This window comes from Xanthomonas sp. 3075, from assembly GCF_014197275.1.
GTDB lineage: Bacteria > Pseudomonadota > Gammaproteobacteria > Xanthomonadales > Xanthomonadaceae > Xanthomonas > Xanthomonas campestris_B.
Window position 1 is genome coordinate 67266 of record NZ_JACIFI010000020.1, and the last position, 16281, is coordinate 83546.

Below are 16281 nucleotides of genomic sequence, written 5' to 3' on the forward strand. Positions count from 1 at the left end.
GGGGGAGTAATGAATCAGCCGGCGTAGAGCGGGCTGACGACTTGCAGGTGCCTGAGGAAGTGCTGGTAATGCTGCTGATACTGGGCCACGCGCTGCGGATCCGGGCGTGCCGACAACGCCTCGTCGATCTGCAGGTGCTCCAGCACCACATCCGACAACGCGTCCGTGCCGCCGTCGTCGCGATCGCAGGCCCACAGCGCCTGCAGCGCCGCACCGAAGGCGGCACCTTCCGGCTGGGTCGGCACAACGACCTGCAGATTGAAGATATCGGCCACCATCTGCCGCCACTGTGCGCTCTTGCTGCCGCCACCGGTGAGCAGGATGGTGTCGAACTGCAGGCCGGCGGCCACGAAGGCATCGAAACCGTTGCGCAGGCTGTAGGTCGCCCCTTCCATCGCGGCGCGGTAGAAATGCGCAGCGGTGGTGTTGTGCAGGTCCATGCCGAACAGGCAGCCACGTGCATCCGGCAAATTGGGTGTGCGCTCGCCATTGAAGAACGGCAGCAACACCAGCCCGTCGGCACCCGGTGCGGTGTCGGCGATCAGCGCCTCGGTCTGCTCGCGGGTGATGGAAAACATGCGCATCACCGCCTCGGTGGCGACGGTGCAGTTCATGGTGCAGATCAGCGGCAACCAGCCGCCGCTGGACGAGCAGAACGCGGCCCAGCGTGCGTCGTCGTCCACTACCGGGTGGTCGGCGTAGGCGAACAAGGTGCCCGAGGTGCCCAGGCTCATGGTCAGGCGTCCGGGCACCACGTTGCCGGTGCCGATCGCGGCCATCATGTTGTCGCCGCCACCGGTGGTGACGCGCACGCCGGCCGGCAACCCGAGCGCCTCGGCGGCGGCGGCGGATAACGCATAGACCGCGCCGGTTTCCACCAGCGGCGGCAATGCCTCGCGCAGGTCGCGCTGTGCATCCACCGCGCCGAGCATGCGCTCGGACCACTGCCGCGTGCGCACATCCAGCCAGCCGGTGCCGGAGGCATCGCCGACTTCGGCAAAGCGCTCGCCGGTGAGCCAGAAGTTCACGTAGTCGTGCGGCAGCATCACCGTGGTCATCGCTGCGTAGGCCTCGGGGCGATGCTTGCGCGTCCATGGCAACTTGGAGGCGGTGTAGCCGGCCATGATCGGGTTGCCGGCAGTGGCCACGCTGCCCGCCGCGCCGCCGACCGCGTCCATGATTTCGTCGCATTCCAGCGCGGTACTGGTGTCGCACCACAGCTTCACCGGTGCGGTAACGCTGCCATCGGCGGCGACCGGCACGAAACCATGCTGCTGGCCGGAGACCGAGATGCCGCGTACCTGCGCACGCTGCGCGCCATCGAGCTGCGCGAAGCAATGCACGATGCCGTCGATCCACCACTGCGCCTGCTGCTCGCGGGTGCCGTCGTCGCGACTGATCAGTTCCATAGGCGCGGCAATCGTGGCGACCACCTCGCGCTGTTGCGGATCGTAGGCCACCAGCTTGACGCTCTGCGTGCCCACGTCCAGACCTATATACAAGCTCATTGCATCACCAATCGGTTGTTGTTAAGGCCCACCTGCTGGGTGCGACCGGCACCCAGTTCCAGGTCCAGGGTCTGCCCTGCATAAGACAATTGATAGCGCCCGCCGCGATCGCTGTTCAGGCGTGCCTGCTGCAAGCGACCGCCCTCCCAGTCCAACTCCACACTGGCGCCGCCGCGCACGCGCAACCCACGCACGCTGCCGCGCGGCCACGCCTTGGGCAAGGCCGGTAGGAGGAACACGCTACCGCCCCAGCTTTGCAGCAGCATCTCGGTGATGCCGGCGGTGCCGCCGAAATTGCCATCGATCTGGAACGGCGGATGCGCATCGAACAGGTTCGGATAAGTACGTTCGGGCGAGAGCAGCAATTGCAGGATGCGGTAGGCATGCTCGCCATCGGCCAGACGCGCCCATAGATTCAGGCGCCAGCCGATGCCCCAGCCGGTGGCGTTGTCGCCACGGATCTCCAGCGAGCGCCTGGCGGCGGCGGCGAGCTCGGGCGTGTCGCGCAGATTGATCTGGCTGGACGGATGCAGCGCGTACAGATGCGAGACGTGCCGGTGATGGATCTCCGGTGCGTCCATGTCCCAGTCCTGCTGCCATTCCTGCAACTGCCCGGCCTTGCCGATCCGGTTGGGCGGCAGTTGCTCGCGTAGCGTGCTCAGGTGTTGCGCGAACTCCGCATCCCGCTTCAGCAACTTGCTCATCGCGATGCATTGCGCGAACAGGTCGCGCAGCAGCTGGGCATCCATCGTGGGGCCGGCGCAGAGCGCGGCATTGAACGGATGCTGGTTCTCCGGCGACATCGAGGGATTGGTGACCATCGCGCCGGTCTGCGGATCCTTGACCAGCGTGGCGACGAAGAACTCTGCCGCGCTCTTGAACAAGGGATAGATCCTGCCCAGGTAGGCACGGTCGCGGCCATAATCCCAGCGGTCCCACAGCTGCTGCAGCAGCCATACCCCGCCCATCGGCCACAGGCTCCACTTGGCGCCATCGATCGGGCCGGCCTGGCGCCACAGATCGGTGTTGTTGTGCACCACCCAACCGGGCGCGTCGTACATCGCACGCGCGGTGTGTGCGCCGGTCGCGGCCAGGTCGAACACCATCGCTTCCAGCGGTTCGACGCACTCGTGCAGCGCATTGGCCTCGCTGGGCCAGTAGTTCATCTCGGTATTGATATTGATGGTGTACTTGCTTTCCCACGGCGGCTGCATCAGGTCGTTCCAGATGCCCTGCAGGTTGGCTGGCTGGCTGCCTGGCCGCGAGCTGCAGATCAGCAAGTAGCGGCCGAACTGGTGATACAGCGCGGCCAATGCCGGATCGTTGCCATTGGCGAACCCCTGCACGCGTTCGTCGGTGGGCAGTGCCGCCGCCTCGCTGCTGCCCAGGTCGATCGCCACGCGCCGGAACAGCCGCTGGTGATCGGCCAGATGCGCACGCAGCAGTGCCGCGTAGTCCAGTGTGCCCGCCTTGTGCATGCTGGCTGCGGTGAGCGCGAGCGGGTCGCCATCGACCGTGTCGTAACGCTGGTAGCTGGTGGCCGCGGTGAGCAGTAGCACCACTTCGTCGGCGCCGTCGATGCGCAGACGCTCGCGCAGATCACTGACCGTGCCGCCCTTGACCTGCGGCAGCACGCGCAGGGCGAAACGCAGTTTGCCGTCGATGCCGGCGAAGCTGCCATTGCGACCGCTGAACAGCAGGCCGCCCTGCTCCATCGTGACCTCGCCGCGCTGCGGGCTGCCGATGCCCACGCGCAAGGAAATCGCGCGTGGCCGATCGCAGGACAGGCGTACCACGATGCACTGCGACTGCGCCGACACGAATACCTCGCGCCGATGCAACGCACCGCCGGACCGGAAGGTGGTGGTGGCCACGCCGGTGTCCAGATCGAGCTGGCGGCGATAGTCGCTGATGCCGTCGGCACGATCGAAATCCAGCAGCAGATCGCCCAATGGCTGATACGGCATCTGCTTGCGCGGACGCGAGAGCAGCTTGGCGTTGGCCAGTGTTTCGGCCTCGGCATACCGCCCGGCAAAAATCAGCGCGCGCACCTGCGGCAGCGCCGCCAGTGCCTCCGGGCTGGTGGCGTCGTAGGGGCCACCTGCGTAGAGGGTGTCTTCGTTCAGTTGCAGGCGCTCGTGGGCGATGCCACCCCACACCATCGCGCCCAGCCGGCCATTGCCGACCGGTAGCGCCTGCACCCATTCGTTGGCCGGTTGGCGATACCACAACGTCAATGCGCCGGCAGGCGCCACCGCAGGGAGCGATGACGACCTGGTCGCCTTCGCCGCCTGCGCGGCCACCGGCGCGGTGCCCAGGACCGCGACGGCAGCCCCGGTGGCCTTGCACAGCTCTCTGCGGGTCAGCACGGCGGCCGCCGCACGGCATCACCGGAACCGCCCGCGCCTGCCTTGCGGCGTTCCGGCATCTGCTCGCTCATCGACTGAAGACAGCCTGCAATCATCGACGACGCGCTTTGCCGGATGCAATCTTGCGCTGCAACACGCTGACCGGCTTGCCGTCGTACTGGATGCTGGCATCGGTCCTGGGCTCGAGCGCACCGGCGTCGTCGCGCGGGCCATCGACGAAGCGGACGTTGACGGTGCGCTTGGCCTGCATGCCGGTCCAGCTACCTTCGCGCGTGCCGATGCGCAACTCGCCCTTGGCCTGGTTCCAGCTCAGCGGAATGCGGCTGAACTCGCCCTTCTCGTAGCCATAGCCCTTGCCGTCGTCCTCATACAGCGAGAACTGACCATCGGCGCCGGTGTAGACCACCACGGTGAGCGGTGCGTCCGGCGTCTGGTCCACGTATTCCTGCACCGGGCCGGTGGGCACGATGGAACCGGCGCGGACGAACAACGGCATGCGCTCGATCGGCGCAGCCGCTTCGATGCTCTGGCCACCGTCGTAGCGCTTGCCGGTGGCGAAGTCCAGCCATGTGCTGCCGGCCGGCAGATAGACCTGACGCGAGGTGGCGCCGAAGCGGGTCACCGGTGCGACCAGGAAAGCCGGGCCGAACAGGTACTGGTCGTTGATGTCGCGGACCTTGGGGTCGTTCGGGAAGTCCATCATCATGCCGCGCATGATGACGCCATCGCGCTGATAGGTATCACCGGCCAGGCTGTAGATGTACGGCAGCAGCGCGTATCGCAGGCGGTTGTAGTAGGCCATGCTGTCGTAGAACGGCGTGCCTTCCGGGGCGATGTTCCAGATCTCGCGGTACGGGAACTGCCCATGCGAGCGGAAGATCGGCACGAACGCGCCGAACTGGAACCAGCGCGTATTGAGCTCGCGCCATTCCGGCAGATGCGCCGGGTCCTGGGTCTTGTAGCGCTTCTCCACCGCAAAGCCGCCGATGTCGAACGTCCAGTTGGGCAGGCCCGATAGCGCCATGTTGACGCCCGCGGAGATCTGGTCTCGCATGTCATCCCAACGCGAGACGATGTCGCCGCTCCACACCGCCACCGCGTTGCGCTGGGTGCCGGCATAACCCTTGCGCGAGAGGATGAACACGCGCTTGTCGTCGGCCGCACGGTCGCCCACGTATACGCCATGGGTGTGCGGCAGCGGGTAGGAATTGAAGTACTCGGTGGACGAGCCCAGTGCGGTCGGCGTGGTGCGTGCCTTGCGCTCGCCGATGTCCAGGTTGGAGTGCACGTCCGGCTCGTCGGCGTCCATCCACCAGGCATCGAAGCCCTTGCTGTTGAGCTTTTCGTTGACCTGGCGCCAGTAGATCGCCTGCGCCTTCTCCGAATACGGGTCGTAGAACGCGTTCTTGTAGCCCTTGCCGATCCAGTCGAGCTCGCCCACTTCCACGTTGCGCTTATACATGAAACCGGCGGCATCCAGTTCCTTGTAGTTGGCGGTGGTGGGATAGAACTTGGGCCAGATCGAAATCATGATCTGCGCGTGCATGTCGTGCACGGCCTTGACCATGCCATCCGGATCCGGGAAGTGCTTGGGATCGAAATCATGCGAACCCCACGCATTCTCGGGCCAGTACGACCAATCGAGCACGATGTTGTCCAGCGACAGCTTGCGCTTGCGGTATTCGGCCACCGCGCCCACCAGTTCGTCCTGGCTCTTGTAGCGCTCGCGGCTCTGCCAAAAGCCATACGCCCACTTGGGCAGCATCACCGACTTGCCGGTGAGTTCGCGGTAGCCGGCCACGGCCTGATCGTAGGAGTCGGCCGAGACGAAGTAGTAATCGATCATCTGGCCGGCTTCGGACCACAGCGACAGATCCTTCGCTTCAGCGGCGGGCAGCGGGTCGCGGTGCAGCAGCGCGATGTAGCTGGGGTCGATGAGATCCCACTCGAGCTTGACGGTGTGGCGCGTGCCCGGCGCCAGGTCCAGCTTGAACTCGTGATTCCACGGATTCCAGTTCTGGCGCCAGCGATCGATCACCAGCTTGCCGTCTACGTACAACTTGGCGTATTCGCTCGAATACAGCGAGAAGGTGTGCTCGCCGCCGGTGAGCGCTTCGATCTCGCCCTCCCAGGTGACCTGCAAGCGACTGTCCTTGTCCTTGGTGATGGCCTTTTTCGGGAACTTGCTCAGGTCGCTGAGGTACTGGTAGTTCACCTCGCTCTCGCGGCGCTCCAGCACCTGCTTGCCGTTGATGGCATAGCGTGCGGTCAGCGCGCCGGCCTTGCCCTTGGCGTCGTACAACGTGAGCGTCTTGGGCAGCGGCTGCAGGCCGCGCGGATCGCCCAGGCGGCTGATCGAGTTGTTGTCCCACAGCAGACCGTAGTTGCGGCTGGACACCAGGTACGGTACCGCCATGTCGATGTTGTTCTGCTGCAACTCGACATTGCGGCCCTTCTGATTCATCCAGCCCTGCTGGTGCTGGCCGAAGCCGTACAAGGCTTCGTCATCAGGCGACTGGAAGCGCTGCCCCACGCTCAGGTACTGCCTGCCTTCCACTTTCAACGGCGCAAAGCTGCGCCCGCCGGCCACTTCCGACAACACCGGCTTGCCGCTGGCATCGGCGAAGCTGACATGGCCATCGACAGTGGACACCGTGGCGGTGACCTTGCCGGTCTTCAGCTGCACGCTGTCGCCCTGATCGGTGAACTGGAATGCGCTATCGCCCTGCACCGGCACGCGCATCAGGCTGGGGCTACGGGCGAAGTCGCCGTCCGGATCGGCACTGACGCGGATGATGCCGGCATCGACCACCTGCAGGCGCACCGGTGCGGCGCCCTTGGCGCTCGGCACCACGGTGACGCCATCAGCCGCCTTGCGCACCTCCTGCGCGTGCGCGGCATTGGCCAGCAAGGCCAGCGACAACGCCAGACATTGGGCAAGCGGTGTACGTCGAGTGGCAGGCGCATGGCCGGCGGAACGGTTGGTGGTTTGCATGTTCACTCCCTTGGAATTGCGAAACGGTACCGCGGGGGCGGCAACGCGTGGGTTCATTGCATTTGACGTGGAAGACAGCCTGCTGCGCAGCGATCGGGCTGCGCAGCAGGCGGCCGAGCAGGCTTATTTATAGGTGGCCAGCTTGATCTTCAGCAGCTGCGGCGCGCTGGAAAAGTTGACGCCGTAATCGGTCTGGTCGCCGTTCCAGTTGCGCGCGAACTTCCAGTCGCTGCCTTCGTAGACGCCTTCCTCGACGCGGTCGTAGAGCATGTTGGCAGTCGCCTCGCTGGCCGGATGCAGGGTCACGCGCACGTGGTAACCGGTGACCAGGAATTCGTCCGGGCCAAGCTCGGCGATCAACGCCGCGCCGATCGGCTCGGGGTTGCCCGGCGGCTCGCCCTTGAACCAGAACTGCGGCACGCCATAGGTGATGGTGGCGCTCCAGCGGTCATTGAGCTTGAGCTCCTGCACGGCCTGGCCGGGCTCCTCTGCGGTGCCGTGCAGTTTGCCTTCGGAAGCGGCCTTGGCGAACGGACGCATGCCGCGCTTGACCAGGTCGAAACCCAGCGCAAACGGCGCGAGCGTTTCTGCGTTGACGTGCTTGGCGCCCAGCGGATAGTTGGAATAAGGCGTGTAATCCATGCCGAACGCCGACCAGCCGATGCCGTCGTGGCCGAGGGTGGGGAACAAGTAACGCGCGTACTCGGGGCGGTTGCCGGTTTCGGCGACGAACAAGGCATTATCCGGGCGTGCGTAACGCTCCAGCACCGTGGTGTACATGCGGTACTCGGGCATGTAGATGTCCGGCGCCAGCAGATCGATATGTTGGCCGGCCGCCTTCCACACGTCGAGCACGTTGTCGGTGGGGCCACCGCTGGCGTACTGGCCGGGTTGACCCGGATTGAACGGGCCACGCAGTGCGGCATTGACGTACATCGGCAACGGATAGACCGCCTTGCCGGCTTCGGCCACCTGATCGATGTAGCGACCGATCGACCAGGCATGGAAAATCTCGTCGGCATCGGCACCAAACACCTGCGCCCAGCTGCCCGGCGGTTTGTTCAAGCGCTTGAGCAGTTGATCCGGCACCGGGCCGTCGAACAGCTGCTGCGCCATCGGCGAGAAATCGCGCACGCTGCCGTAGGTGCCCGGCTCGTTCTCGGGCTGAACCATGATGACCGTGTGCTGCGGATCGACCTGCTTGAGATGCTGCATGAAGGCGACGAAGGCCTTGCGGTCGGCATCCAGCGTGGCCTGTGCATGCGGCGACAACGAGCCGATCGCCTTGCCCTCGCGCGTCACCACGCGCGGAAAGCGCTGGTTGTCGGTCTTGACCCAATGCGGCGCGTACGCCGGGCCGTTGTTCTTCCAGGTCGCAAACCACAGCAGCACCAACCGCACCTTGTGTTCGCGCGCCTGGTTGAGCAGCGTGTCGACGAAGGAGAAATCGAACGTGCCTTCTTCCGGCTCGACCTGTTCCCAGGCGATCGGCACCTGCACGGTGTTGGGGCCCAGCACCCGCATCGCCGGCCACACCTTGTCGAGCGCGGCCGGATAGTTGCTGGAATTGTTGACTTGCGCGCCCAGGATCAGGAACGGCGCGCCATCGACCAGCAACGCATGCTTGCCGTCCTTGCTGACGAACTGCGGCATCGGTGTCTGCGCAGCCGGCGCAGTGGCGGGTGCTGTCGCTGCGTTGCGGGAGGCCGATGCGACGGCAGCCGGTTTGGCGGCGGCGTCCTGCTCGCCGGATTGGCACGCAGCCAAGGCCAGCGCCAGCGCGGACAGCAGCAGCGGACGCAGACAACCGCGCCCGATGGAAGGAGCGATCACACCTGCAACGGGGGAATGCATGGACATAGGACTCCGTGTCACCAGGTATCGGTGCGGAAGGGGGAAACAGGAAGGCGTTCGCGATTGACCAGGTTGGCGTCGTCCGGGTTTTCGCTCCAGCCGTAGCGCACCGCGACCGGTGCAGACACCGCAGTACTGCGCACGACCACGCGGTCGCCCTCGATACGCGCGGTTGCCGGATGAAAGTCCCGGTCGGCACCGGCGATACGGAAGCCTTGCACTTCGCCCCCACCGCGCACCTGCAAGGCACTGCCCTGCAGATCGAAACTCAGCACTGCCTGACCCTCGGCAAAGCGCGCCTGCTTGAACACCGGCGCGCTGTACACCAGCGTTTCGCCATAAGCCACATGCCGCGCCGCAAGCGCCAGACGATGGCCGACATCGCGCTTGTTGGTGGGATGGATATCGGTTGGATTGCCGATATCGATGATCACCGCCTGCCCGGTCGCCGGCAGCGCCAGCGTCTTGGATTGCGACTCGCGCAACAGCGCCCAGGGGCTCATATCGCCCTTGTCACCACCGGCTTTGAAATTGGCCAGCTGCACCCACAGAAACGGCAGCTGTTTCGCACCACGTTCGGCGCGCCATTGCTGGATCATTGCAGCGAACTGTTCGCGATACTTCACCGCGCCGGTGTCGCTGGCATTGGTTTCGCCCTGGTACCAGATCACGCCCTTGACCGGGAACGGCTGCAGCGGATGGATCATCTGGTTGTACAGCAGCGTGGGCAGCTGATTCTTGTTGTCGGCCAGCGCCACGCGCACGGCGGCCGGGCGGAACTTCCAGCCGCCCAGCGCACGTTTGGCACCGGCCTTGGTCTGCACGAAGCGTTGCTCGTCCGGGCCGTGCATGCCGCCGCCACCGCTGAGGTCTTCCACCCGCACTGCGATGTGGTTGACGCCTGCATGCAATGCGGAGGCAGGCACTTGGTAGACGCGCGGCAGGTTCCACTGCTCGACGGTCTGACCGACCTCGGTGCCGTTGACGTAAGTGCTATCGGAATCGTCGATCTGGCCTACGCCCAGTTCGATACCGGCCTTGGCCTCGGCAGCGCTCAAGGTGACCGTGGTGCGATACCAGGCGATCCCGTCCATGCCGTCATAGCCGCTGAGCTCCCATTGCTGGGTCGTCGGGATGCTGTCCCAGTCGCTGTCATCGAACGTCGCCTCGCGCCACTGCGGCGTGTCGCCACCCACTTTGGGCCAGCGCGCGATGCGCTTGCCGGTAGCGGCCAGCACAGTGGCATCACGTTGCTTGATCGCCGCGATCGCGCCCTGACTCTGTTCGGCAGTCAAACCCTGCGAGGCCGCATCCATCCACGCTTCGATCGCACTGCCGCCCCAGGTACTGTTGACGATGCCGATCGGCACGCCGGTGCTGGCGCGCAATTCCTTGGCGAAGAAATAACCCACTGCCGTGAACTCGCCGGCGTTGTCCGGCGTGGCCGCTTTCCAGTTGCCACCGGTCAGGCGCGCCTGCGGCTGCAGCGCCCACGACTTGGGCACCTTGAAGTGCCGTAACAGCGCGTCGTTGGCGGCAGCCACCGCCTGGGGACCATCGCTGGCCTGCGCCAACGGCCACTCCATATTCGATTGACCGCTGGCCAGCCACACATCGCCGACCAGCACATCACGTACCTGCAACTGCCCGCCGTCGCCCTGCACATTCAGCACATACGGGCCACCGGCCTTGTGTGCGGGCAGACTGACCTTCCACCGCCCCCTTGCATCGGCCCTGGCGGTGGCGCGCTTGCCATCGAAGCCGACTGTGATCGCGGCATTCGGCGATGCCCACCCCCACACCGGCATCGGCTGGTCACGCTGCAGCACCGCGCCATCGGCAAACAACAACGGCAAGCTCGGCTGCGCCAATGCAGCGGGGCTGGCCAGGACCAGGCCCAACAGGCAGCCACGACGGATGAGAGAAGCGGTCATGCAATGATCTCCAGGGTCGGCGCGGCCAGTCGGCGCGCAGCGATGCGGCGGCGCACGCCGCCGTAAAAGGTAAGACCGCGCGATGACGCACACAGCGACGTAGCGCTCATCGTGGATCGCCGTAGAAGATGCCACGCCCACCGGTGGCGAAGTACACACGCCCCGGAATGCGCGGATCGCCGGTGACGCTGTACGGCTTGCCAAAACGGTGCGCGTCGTCATCGATGCGCACCACTGCGCGCCTTCGTCGTCGGAGCGGAACACGCCATCCACACCATCCACGCGGCCGGCCAGATACAGCGCCGGCGGGGCGCCCTCGTGCAGCGCCTTGCCGATGCCCAACGAACGCGCCTGGTCCGGTTTGGACAAACTCTGCAAACGCTCGTCCTGCCAGCGCATCATGCCCTGGGTGGGACTGGCCAGATACACCACCCCCGCCCGCCACGGATCGGGGCGCAGCTGCGGACGCGCACGTTCATCGCGCGCCGGGCTGCCCACCTGCGCACCGGTGTCGCGAAAGTTCGCTGCGCCATCGCGGCTCTCGAACAAGCGCCCGCTCGCGGTATCCACTGCATACCAGCGCTGCGCATCGACGCGGTCGGCCACGGCCACGGCGGCGTCGGGCAGTCCTTGCACGCGCTGCCAATGCGTGCCGAGATCGGCCGTGCGCCAGTTGCTGCCTTGTTCCGGTGCCCAGACCACGTGCGACGCATCGGCAGCGATGGCGATGTGGCCGGCACCCCGCCCGGCCGGCGGCTCGCTCGCAAACGCCGTCCACTGCGCGCCGCCATCGCGCGAATAGAGCGCACGGATCTCGTTGTTGCGGCGATCACGCAGCGTGCCGCTACGCACCACCCACTGCGCCGCCTGCCCGGCCGCATCGATGCTTTCGCCATTGGTCAGCCGCGGGCCGGCGTATTGCAACTGCGCATGTTCCAGATCGTCATGCCGGAAGCCATCGATATCGCCGAGCGCGCTGAGCAGATGCGCGCCTTGCATCGGGCTGAGCAGATCCAGCGGCACGGTTTCCTCCAGCCCGCGATCCTGGAACCACCACTGCAACGGCCGCTGCGCTGAGAACGCCTGGAGATTGCGCGAGGCCCAGATGCCATAGCCGGTGACGAACAGCGCGTGGTTGCCGTCGAACGGATCGATCGCCAGTGCGCCTATCCAGTGCGGCGTTGCCTGCGCGGTCCACGGCGCGGTGCTGTGATCGAACTGCGCGGATGCCAGCAACGGTGTCCAGCTGCGGCCACCATCGGGACTGCGAAACACTTCATCGCGCGGTGTGTACCGACGGAAGGTGCTGGCCAGCAGCACCTGCGGGTGCTGCGGATCCACCGCCACCGCGCCCCAACCGAAGCCATCGCCATCGGCTGGCTGCGCGATCGGGCTGATCTCGCTCCAGCGCGCCTGTGCCGGGGTGTATTTCCACAACGCACCGCCGGCCATCAGGTCCGGGCCAGGCTGATCGCCGTAACTCAGATACCACTGCCCATCACTGCCGCCGGCCATATGGCTGGGACGCATACCGACGGGCTGGCCCGCCACAGCCGACCATGTGTGGCCCGCATCGTCGGAGACGTACAGACTGCTCTGCGCAGTGGAGACGCCGACATAGATGCGCGGCGTGGCGCTGCCAGCGTTGCCGCTGGCAGCGTCGAAGACGACAAAGGCAATCCCCACTGCCTGTTCGCGGCCGACATGATTGCGCGCCGTCGCACCTGCCAATGCCTCGGCGGGAAAACTGTCTACGCGCGTCCAGTGCGCGCCGCGATCGGCACTGCGCCACAGACCTGCATCACGCGAACCGAGCAGCAGTACCCGGCCATCGTGCGGGTCCACCGCCAACCGTTCGCCATTGGCGCGGCCCAATTGATTTCCGCCGAGTTTGAACGGCAAATCGGCACGCTCGAAGTGACGCCCGCGATCGAACGAACGCAACACCGCAGCGTTGCCGGCACCGGCGTGCATATATGTGCCGGCGGCCAGATACAGCGTCCTCGGGTCGGCAGGATCGACCGCAAACGCATCGATCCCCATCAGATTCCAGTCGTCGGCGCCCAACCAATCGGTCAGCGCCACCCAGTGCTGCGCATGCCCATCCCAGCGATACGCACCACCGACATCGGTGCGGGCATAGGCAAGATCGCGCTCGGCCGGATGGAACAGCACGCCGGTAACGAAGCCACCGCCGCCGATGGCGACGCTGCGCCAGCGGTACGGTGGCTGCGCGGCCGAATCGGCGGCATGCAGCGGCAAGATCAGCCCTGACAACAGCAACAGCAGTGCCAGCGGCCAGCGGACCGGCCACAGCGCTGCGCCCACGCGGCGCATCGTCAGCGGATCGATCACAGCGATCATTCCTCCGGCTCCCATTGCCATTAACGGCACGCCATCGATCGAAAAAACACCGGCCCGACGCCCTGAATGCACAGGTCGCCGGACCGGAGACGCACTTCCTACGGCGCGTTCTACAGGCTGGCCCGCAACGTCAGGCCATACCGACGATCGTTGATCACAAAGTCGCGGTAGCGCGACTCGGTACCCAGATAACTTTCGCGACGGGTATCGAGCAGGTTCACGCCATCGAGCGAGATCGACCACACGTCGTTGATGTTGAACCGCAGCGAGGCATCCAGCTGGCCGAAGCCCTTGTTGTAGACCGGCAGATTACCGGTGCCGTTGCCGGCGGTGGTCACCAGCCAGTCGCTGCGCCAGTTGTAGGCCACACGGCCCTGGAAGCGCGTGGTTTCATAGCTGAGGATCGCGTTGTAGCTGTTCTTGGACAAGCCCTCCAACGGCACGGTCAAGGCCTGGCCGTTGGTGTCGGTGGCGGTCGGGCTCGGCGCCTGGCTGTCGACGTAAGTGTAGTTGGTCTGCAGGCCGAAGCCGCTCAACCAGCTGGGCAGGAAGTCGAAGAACTGGGTGTAGCCCAACTCCGCGCCCTTGATCCTGCCGTCCTTGCCATTGACCGGCCGGGTGATTTCCCAGTTCTGGCCGCCGTAGACCTCGTCGAACACCGCATCGGCGATGAAGCCCTCGACCTTCTTGTAGAACAGCGTGCCGTACATCATCGAGCCCTTGCCGAAGTACCACTCCAGCGCCGTGTCGAACTGGTCGGCCTTGACCGGATTCAGCCCGGGATTGCCGGCCGAACCGGTGCGACGGGTGGTTCCGTCGCTGCCGGCGGCGGTGCCCAGGCTGAGATTGGGGTTAAGCTGGTTGAAGTCCGGACGCGAAATTCCGCGCGAGGCGGCAAAGCGCCACTGCAGGCTGTCGCTGAGCAGCCAGCGCAGATTGAGGCTGGGCAGCACGTCGGTGTAGGTCTGTCGCACGTCCACCGGCAGCAGGCCGCCACCTTCGCTGTCGGTGCCGGTGCGCACGCCCTGCGAATTGACCTGGGTGCGCACGATGCGCATGCCGATGTTGCCGTCGAACGGGATCGCGCCGCTGTCCACGCCGAAGCGCAGCACGCCGTAGGCGGCATAGGTCTTTTCGCCCTGGCTGTTGATGTTGTTCGGCCCGAACACCAGCGGCGAGGCGCCGAACAGCGCCAGCGTCTGCTCGTAGTTGCCGACCAGTGCATCGGACGGGGTCAGGCGCGGGGCGAAAGTGTGCGAATCGCCGCGGAAGAAGTCGGTGATCGGATTTTGCATCAGCTGCGCGTTCGGGTACTGCGAGAACGGCGTGCTCAGATCCATGTAGCGGTAGACATTGCCCTTGTTCTGCGAGTCGCGGTCGGTATAGCGCACGCCGGCCTTGAAGCTGCGCGCGAAACCATCGTCGAAGGCCAGCTCCATGTCGTTGCGCCAGGCAAACTCGGTGGCCTTGTTGTCGTCCTTGTTGTCGAGGTGGAACTTCCAGCCGCTGTAGTTGGCCTGGTCGGCCAGATAGCCCTGGTTGCCGGCCGCATCGGTCACCGACAAGCGCGGCAGATCGCCGTTGAAATCAATGTCAAAACGCGGCGTGCTGGTCATGCCCGTGCCGACGATGTAGCGCGTGCCCTTGGTGGTGGCATCGATGTATTGCAGATCGGTGCTCAAGGTCAGGTTCGACGACACCGTCCACTTGGCACCCAGCGAATAATCGGTGGTCACCGACTGGCGCTCGGTCAGGCTGGTGTTGGAATCGACCGGGGTGTTCTGGAACGAACCGCTGACGAATTCGTTGCGGTCGTTGACGGTGATGCCGCGCAGGCCCTGCATCGCGTTCTGCCCGGTATAGGCAAAGAACGAATAGTCGTGCCAGCGGAAATCGTAATCCGAGCGCAGCACCTGGCCGGTGATTTCCAGCGCATCGTTCGGGCGCCACTGCAGCGCGAACGCGCCGGTCTTGCGTTTGCGCTCGCCGACCGTGGTATTGGTGCCTGCGCCATGCGGCACCGAAATCTCCTGGCCCTCGTAGCCGGGCAGATCGGTCTGCGTGTACCACGGCTCGATCGAGATGGTGTCCTGGCGGAACGGGCTGGTCTGCTGCGAATAGTTCACCAGCAGGCCGATCTCGCCGATGCCGGTCTGCCAGCGGTCGCTGTACATGCCGGAGAACGCCGGCTTGCTGTCGTCTGCCAGGTCATAGTGGCTGTACTGCACGCTGCCGGCGATCTTGCGAGCGTCGTAGTCGAACGGCAGGCGCGTGCGCAGGTCCACGGTACCACCCAGGCCGCCTTCGATCATGTCGGCGGACGGATTCTTGTAGACGTTGACGCCGGCCAGCAGTTCGGCCGACACGTCCTCGAAGCTCAAGCCACGGCCGTCGTTGGCAGTGAAGATGTCGCGGCCATTGAGCTCGGTGCGCACCTGGGTCAGGCCACGAATCGCGATCGAGCTGCCTTCGCCATAGTTGCGGGTGATCTGGATACCGGAGATGCGCTGCAGCGCCTCGGCAACGTTGTTGTCGGGCAACTTGCCGATATCTTCGGCAACGATGGAATCGACGATCTGCTCGGCGTTCTGCTTGACCAACTGCGCCTTGGTGACGCTGCTGCGTGTGCCGGTCACCTGCACGGTGTCGAGCTGTCGGGTGGTGGCGTCCTGCGCCGCCGCTGCAGGGGGCGTCGCATCCTGCGCATAGGCCTGAGCACTCAACAACGCGGCCACACTGATGGCCATCACGGAGCGGCGAAAATCACGGATCGAACGCTGACCCACAGTCCGGCCTGCCGGAACGTGGCAATGTTGCACTGACATGTTGCTCCCTCCCAGGACGCATGCACTTCAAGTTTTCGCGGGCCGGTGCGCTGACGCCCTGCCCGACACTGCTGGCGGCCTGCATCCGACCGCGACAAGGGTCGGGACTGGTTGGATGCGCGGTAAGCCCGAACGGCTCACCGTTGTGCTGCGGCCGGAGCATAGGGCGCGGTCTTGATACCGGACCAATGAAATATTCCTGGAATGCTATGCGTTAAACCTATAGCAACACCAAAAAACCCGGCAGCTCTGGCAGTGCGCGTCCGGACTGCCGTTAGAGGCAAAGCAGGCTCAACTCTGCGACGTGACGTACGCCGGAGCGATGCACGCATGCACTTAGGGAAGGTCTGAACAATGAGGCCTGAGAGTGCGGGATGTCGCATCGTTCCGGAGAGTCGCGTTTGGATCTTCGGATTTTTCGCAATTTCTGGA

General features: G+C 65.3%; 7 protein-coding genes and 1 pseudogene. 1 reads left to right on the plus strand and 7 read right to left on the minus strand.

Annotation, left to right across the window (positions count from 1 at the left end):
* Nucleotides 1-14: 14 nt before the first annotated feature.
* The 3 genes from xylB to GGR62_RS16915 all read right to left on the minus strand — a co-directional run bounded on the left by xylB (nt 15) and on the right by GGR62_RS16915 (nt 6872).
* Nucleotides 15-1508, minus strand: a complete 1494-nt coding sequence (xylB, locus tag GGR62_RS16905; RefSeq protein ID WP_184409009.1) for a xylulokinase — start codon at nt 1506-1508, stop codon at nt 15-17.
* Nucleotides 1505-3877 carry a glycoside hydrolase family 95 protein gene (locus tag GGR62_RS16910; RefSeq protein ID WP_184409010.1) on the minus strand — a complete coding sequence of 791 codons (2373 nt, stop codon included), beginning with the start codon at nt 3875-3877 and terminating at the stop codon, nt 1505-1507. Before GGR62_RS16910 ends, xylB begins: the two co-directional genes overlap by 4 nt.
* A 91-nt stretch (nt 3878-3968) precedes the next feature.
* Complete coding sequence (locus GGR62_RS16915; protein WP_184409011.1) at nt 3969-6872, minus strand: TIM-barrel domain-containing protein; 2904 nt, start codon at nt 6870-6872, stop codon at nt 3969-3971.
* Between GGR62_RS16915 and GGR62_RS21320 the strand changes: the two genes are divergently transcribed.
* Nucleotides 6871-7005, plus strand: coding sequence for a hypothetical protein (locus GGR62_RS21320; protein WP_260306242.1), 135 nt, complete (start codon nt 6871-6873; stop codon nt 7003-7005). The two genes, GGR62_RS16915 and GGR62_RS21320, sit on opposite strands and share 2 nt — an antisense overlap.
* Here the strand turns inward: GGR62_RS21320 and galD are convergent.
* The 4 genes and pseudogenes from galD to GGR62_RS16935 all read right to left on the minus strand — a co-directional run bounded on the left by galD (nt 6996) and on the right by GGR62_RS16935 (nt 15849).
* On the minus strand, nt 6996-8660 hold the full coding sequence (gene galD / locus GGR62_RS16920) for a GH35 family beta-galactosidase GalD (protein WP_276568305.1): 1665 nt from the start codon (nt 8658-8660) through the stop codon (nt 6996-6998). The two genes, GGR62_RS21320 and galD, sit on opposite strands and share 10 nt — an antisense overlap.
* Before the next feature lie 83 nt (nt 8661-8743).
* Nucleotides 8744-10660, minus strand: a complete 1917-nt coding sequence (locus GGR62_RS16925; RefSeq protein ID WP_184409013.1) for a sialate O-acetylesterase — start codon at nt 10658-10660, stop codon at nt 8744-8746.
* Between the two features lie 106 nt (nt 10661-10766).
* A pseudogene (locus GGR62_RS16930) lies at nt 10767-13024 on the minus strand (cellulase).
* A 110-nt stretch (nt 13025-13134) separates the two neighbouring features.
* Complete coding sequence (locus GGR62_RS16935; RefSeq protein ID WP_184409014.1) at nt 13135-15849, minus strand: TonB-dependent receptor; 2715 nt, start codon at nt 15847-15849, stop codon at nt 13135-13137.
* Nucleotides 15850-16281: the final 432 nt, after the last annotated feature.

What these genes read in the sequence shown, in the direction of transcription:
- xylB (WP_184409009.1), bottom strand. Translation starts at nt 1,508, where the DNA reads ATGAGCTTGTATATAGGTCTGGACGTGGGCACGCAGAGCGTCAAGCTG.
- GGR62_RS21320 (WP_260306242.1), top strand. Translation starts at nt 6,871, where the DNA reads ATGTTCACTCCCTTGGAATTGCGAAACGGTACCGCGGGGGCGGCAACG.
- GGR62_RS16915 (WP_184409011.1), bottom strand. Translation starts at nt 6,872, where the DNA reads ATGCAAACCACCAACCGTTCCGCCGGCCATGCGCCTGCCACTCGACGT.
- GGR62_RS16925 (WP_184409013.1), bottom strand. Translation starts at nt 10,660, where the DNA reads ATGACCGCTTCTCTCATCCGTCGTGGCTGCCTGTTGGGCCTGGTCCTG.
- GGR62_RS16935 (WP_184409014.1), bottom strand. Translation starts at nt 15,849, where the DNA reads ATGTCAGTGCAACATTGCCACGTTCCGGCAGGCCGGACTGTGGGTCAG.